Raw genomic sequence first — 3,971 nt, forward strand, 5'->3', positions numbered from 1 at the left:
CAGTACTATCAGAGACTCGTCGCTTCGCACCAGTTTTGAAAGTACCTCGCCTTCGTGTAATCGGTGTTTTGATAGGTCGATCCTAGTGCGTAAAATTTATTATTTGCAGAATGATAGACCTAAGCCCTTAGAAGCAAGGTGCAGAATTTAACGAGTCGTTTCAAGAGTCTCGATTTACATTTTCGGGCCGCTCGGGACGTCTTCCGACGGAATGTCCAGGCGCCAGAACTGCGCAGCGAGCTCGTGATCTGCGGCCTCGGTGTTGAGGCTCGCTGCTTTCGCGCGCAGCGCTTTTGCTCGGGCCTCGAACGCTGCAGCTCGCCCCTCGCAGTATGCGGCATCGGTCCGGACTGCTGCTTTTAACCAGGCCGGGCACGTGGAGTGGGTCAGATTGTAATAGACCGCATTCGTGGCGCCGGCTGCCTTGATTTCCTTCGTGCCTCTCATCGCGCTCCCGACCCCATTGTAGGCTGCCAGGATCTTCTCCTCCTGGTCGTCGACCGTGGCGTAAACTTTGACAGTTCCGTCGGGATTGGTGAGCAGCGACATGCAGGATTCCTCTCGATGCCGCAGATTAACTGGGCCTGACGCAATCGACCAACGGGCCAGCTGGTGGCTTGCGAGCCCGCATCCTAAGGTCCGAGCAGCTTAGGAGGGGCCAATGGCCGAAGACCGCTTCGTGATCGCCGATGAGAACAGCAGCCTGTGGGGCCATCTGTTCGGGCCAGGCACCAACGAAACGATGACTCGTTTCGTCTTCGATCGGGAGGAGAACGCAATCGCTGCGGCGGAGCACCAAGCCGGCGGAGCGTGGCTTCCGATGACGGAAGAGATGCTGGCCAACTTCCATGACCATCTGACCAACGCGAACCCAGATGCACTGGCGGATCCCGCCGCCTGGGATCTGCGGACGTCCCCGGAGCTGCCTGACTGGGTCGAAGCGCCGACGTCCGCGCCAGCCGGACCCTGATCACTCAGCCACAATTCGGGACCTCCGGGCCGAACGCCGCCGCGAGCGGTTGCTCTCGGCCTCGAGGCGGGTCGGGATCGAGCCGGCCTGCGGTTTGGCGCAAATAGGCACCTCCCCCGCTGAGCGGGAAGACACCGGAGCGTCCGCGCCATTGCAAGGGCAATTTCAGGGGTCGGCAAGGGCCCAGTAACCATTCGCGACGAAGACTGCGTCCATGGACGATCGCGCAATGGCCGAGCTCTGGTTGACGGCATTGCTGAGCGAGCAGGCGAGTTCGCTCGGCACGATCGACACCTATACCGACGACATCGAGACGTACCTCACCTGGTTGACGAAGCAGGGACTCACGCTTTTCGACGTGCGACGAGAGCATGTGACCGACTATTTGGGGTCCCTGATCGAGCGCGGCTTCGCTGAATCCACCCTCGCGAAGAAGCGTTCTGTTGTTCGAAATCTCCACCGCTTCATGGTCGCGGAAGGCCATTCAGCGAGCGACCCAACCACGCTACTGGAGCCTATGAAGCGCCGGCGGGCGCTGCCGCTTGTCCTGTCGATGAAGGAGGTCGATCAGCTCCTCGACACTGCCCACGCGCGCGCTGCGGACACTTCAACGACGCCTTTCCAGCACGCTAGCTTCGCGCGCCGCGCCGCGCTCTTCGAGACGCTCTACGCCTCTGGGATGCGGGTCAGCGAAGCCGTGAACTTGCCGTGGAAGGCGTTTGGGAAAGACGCCCGGATGCTCTACGTCCGGGGCAAGGGCGACAAGGAGCGCCTGGTGCCGATGCATGCCCGGGCAGTCGAGGCCATCATGCGATGGAGGAAGGCTGTCGCGGCTTATGGCGTCGCCTCTGAGAAATGGGTTTTCCACTCGGTCCGGGACGCAAGCAAGCCGCTGACGCGGATCTCGGCGCTAGAGGATGTCAAGCAAGCGGCGCTCGATGCCGGTCTCCGTCGGCCTGCGCTGCTCTCACCCCACAAGCTGCGTCACGCCTTCGCGACGCATCTTCTCGCGAACGGGGCGGACCTGCGCGTCATCCAGGAGATGCTGGGGCACGCCGATTTAGGGTCGACCGAGATCTACACGCATGTCGACATCAGCCGCCGTCAGAGGATGGTTTTGGATTTGCACCCCCTCGGGGATACCGGCGACGAGCTCAGAGACTGAGCAGCGATAGATCAGAAGGAACCAGAGGACCGAACATCTCTTCGCGTGCCTTGGAGGCCAGCAGCGCGTTCCGGAGCATTGGGCCCCGATTTGAGAGGCCGAGATCGGGCTCTTCGAGGAGGGCCGCGCTGAGCGCGACGATTGCTGCTGAGATTTCCTCCTCGTCCCGGGCGGTCATCCCTGCTGCGGCGGCGGTGAGGTCGGAGGGGTGCGCACGCAACCTTGCGCGATAGTCCATGAACGCGTGCAATGCGGAATCCGTCAGAGTTCCGATGACGTCGGCCGCAAGCTGTTGAAGGCCGCGCGCTCTGGCCAACAGCCACCACCTGTCTTCGGATCCGTATGGGCCGTCGGGAAAATTCTCAATGTTGAGATGGTAGGCCGGCTGCTTGGTTTCGCGCTGGGCGAAGCGGCCGAATTCCGGCACGGCTTCGAGATGAGCTTTCAGATGAGCGATCTGATCGAATTTGCTCGGAGAAAACGCGAAGATCGGGTCGATTGCGGGGGTTCCAACCGAGAGGATGCGCCCGTAGCGTTCAGTGTCCTCCGAGGTGGGGGTGGCGAGTTTGGTGACGCCGAACTGATCGAGGTGGAGAAACGGTTCGCGCGCTGCGCGATAGACCTCGCCGGCGACGATCAGCGTGTGCGCCTGAAGATCATCTCGTACCGCGGCCCGGTCGTCCTCCGATCGCTCAAGAAACTCTCGAATTCCTCCCGTCTGGGTAGGCATCATGGTCGAGCTCCCCCCGGTTCGCGCGCGAGCCACACTGGTGCGCAGCGGCTTGGTCGAGAAGGGGCATTCAGGGGCAAAGGTGGATTGCGCCCTGAGCACGTTCGCACCCTGCAGCGAGGCGCGATTTTCGCTGAGCTCGTGAAGGATCGCGCGGCCGAAATCGGCGATCGCAACAGGCTGCCGGCGCGAGGTAACGGCACGCCAGGTGCGGTTATCCCATACTCTGAAGGTCTCAGGCTGCGACGGAGGCGCGATCGAGAGATAGATCGGAGCCTCATCCGCGCTCACAGTGATCAGCTCGACCGGGTAAAGATCGGTCGCGATCACGCTCTCGGCGTTCCGATGGCCCTTCCGGATCACCGATTGCAGGTGAGGCAGCGGCAGTCTGTGAGTTTCTTTGCGCACGACGGTCTCCTGAGCTCTGGACGCTATCCTGCGGAGACGAAACCGACCACCGTCCACCGGCTTTGCCCCCTCCGCCCTTGGCATCTTGCGTGTTTTTCAAGGATGCTTCCGGCAATCCTTGATGGAGCGACCATGGCGGCCTACGACATTCTCACGATCGGTCATTCGAACCATCCGATCGAGGTCTTCTTCGATAACATTCGCGGAGCCGGCGGCACCGAGCTCGTCGACGTGCGGACGAACCCCGTCTCTCGCTGGAACCCCCAGTTCGAGCAGAGCGCACTCACCGTCTCTGCCCCCCGAGCCGGGCTTGGGTATCGCTGGGCCGGGCGCTTCCTCGGAGGGCGCCCCTCGCGAGAAGAGCTCGTGATCGATGGCGTTGCGAGCTATCCGCTCATGGCTGAGACAGCCGAATTCGGCCGCGGCATCGAGCGCGTGACGGAGCTTGCTCAACAAGGCCGGCCTGTTCTCGTGTGCTCCGAGCGCGACCCTCTTCAATGCCACCGCTGCCTGCTCGTGTCGCGGCGCCTGGTCGCGAACGGACTCCGCGTCGGGCACATCCCCTTCACCGGTGCCATCGAGCTCCATGAGGAACTGGAAGAGCGCCTGGTCGAGGAGGTTTCGAAGGCGCGCGGGGGAAAGAAGGGGTCAGAACATGAGTTGTGCAAAATCGTACGCTAAGGTCGAACGGAGCATGA

At 62.2% G+C, this 3,971-nt stretch carries 5 protein-coding genes; 3 read left to right on the top strand and 2 right to left on the bottom strand.

Annotation, left to right across the window (positions count from 1 at the left end; all coding sequences use genetic code 11):
- Window positions 1-174: 174 nt before the first annotated feature.
- Window positions 175-549: a hypothetical protein gene (locus ACODTJ_RS28905; RefSeq protein WP_488851648.1), complete on the bottom strand. Its 375-nt coding sequence runs from the start codon at window positions 547-549 to the stop codon at window positions 175-177.
- A 112-nt stretch (window positions 550-661) separates the two neighbouring features.
- Here ACODTJ_RS28905 and ACODTJ_RS28910 point away from each other — a divergent pair, with 112 nt between their 5' ends.
- On the top strand, window positions 662-970 hold the full coding sequence (locus ACODTJ_RS28910; RefSeq protein WP_488851650.1) for a hypothetical protein: 309 nt from the start codon (window positions 662-664) through the stop codon (window positions 968-970).
- Between the two features lie 214 nt (window positions 971-1,184).
- Entirely contained in the window at window positions 1,185-2,135 is a 951-nt protein-coding gene (locus ACODTJ_RS28915) for a tyrosine recombinase (protein ID WP_488851652.1), read from the top strand.
- Here ACODTJ_RS28915 and ACODTJ_RS28920 read toward each other — a convergent pair.
- Entirely contained in the window at window positions 2,125-3,273 is a 1,149-nt protein-coding gene (locus tag ACODTJ_RS28920; RefSeq protein WP_488851654.1) for a hypothetical protein, read from the bottom strand. The two genes, ACODTJ_RS28915 and ACODTJ_RS28920, sit on opposite strands and share 11 nt — an antisense overlap.
- Before the next feature lie 132 nt (window positions 3,274-3,405).
- On the opposite strand from ACODTJ_RS28920, the gene ACODTJ_RS28925 reads away from it, so the two are divergent.
- Window positions 3,406-3,954, top strand: coding sequence for a DUF488 domain-containing protein (locus ACODTJ_RS28925; protein ID WP_488851656.1), 549 nt, complete (start codon window positions 3,406-3,408; stop codon window positions 3,952-3,954).
- Window positions 3,955-3,971 lie beyond the last annotated feature (17 nt).

This window comes from Allobosea sp. FG18, assembly GCF_057809495.1.

Coding starts and splice junctions, on each gene's coding strand:
- ACODTJ_RS28905 (WP_488851648.1), bottom strand. CDS start 549: ATGTCGCTGCTCACCAATCCCGACGGAACTGTCAAAGTTTACGCCACG.
- ACODTJ_RS28910 (WP_488851650.1), top strand. CDS start 662: ATGGCCGAAGACCGCTTCGTGATCGCCGATGAGAACAGCAGCCTGTGG.
- ACODTJ_RS28915 (WP_488851652.1), top strand. CDS start 1,185: ATGGACGATCGCGCAATGGCCGAGCTCTGGTTGACGGCATTGCTGAGC.
- ACODTJ_RS28925 (WP_488851656.1), top strand. CDS start 3,406: ATGGCGGCCTACGACATTCTCACGATCGGTCATTCGAACCATCCGATC.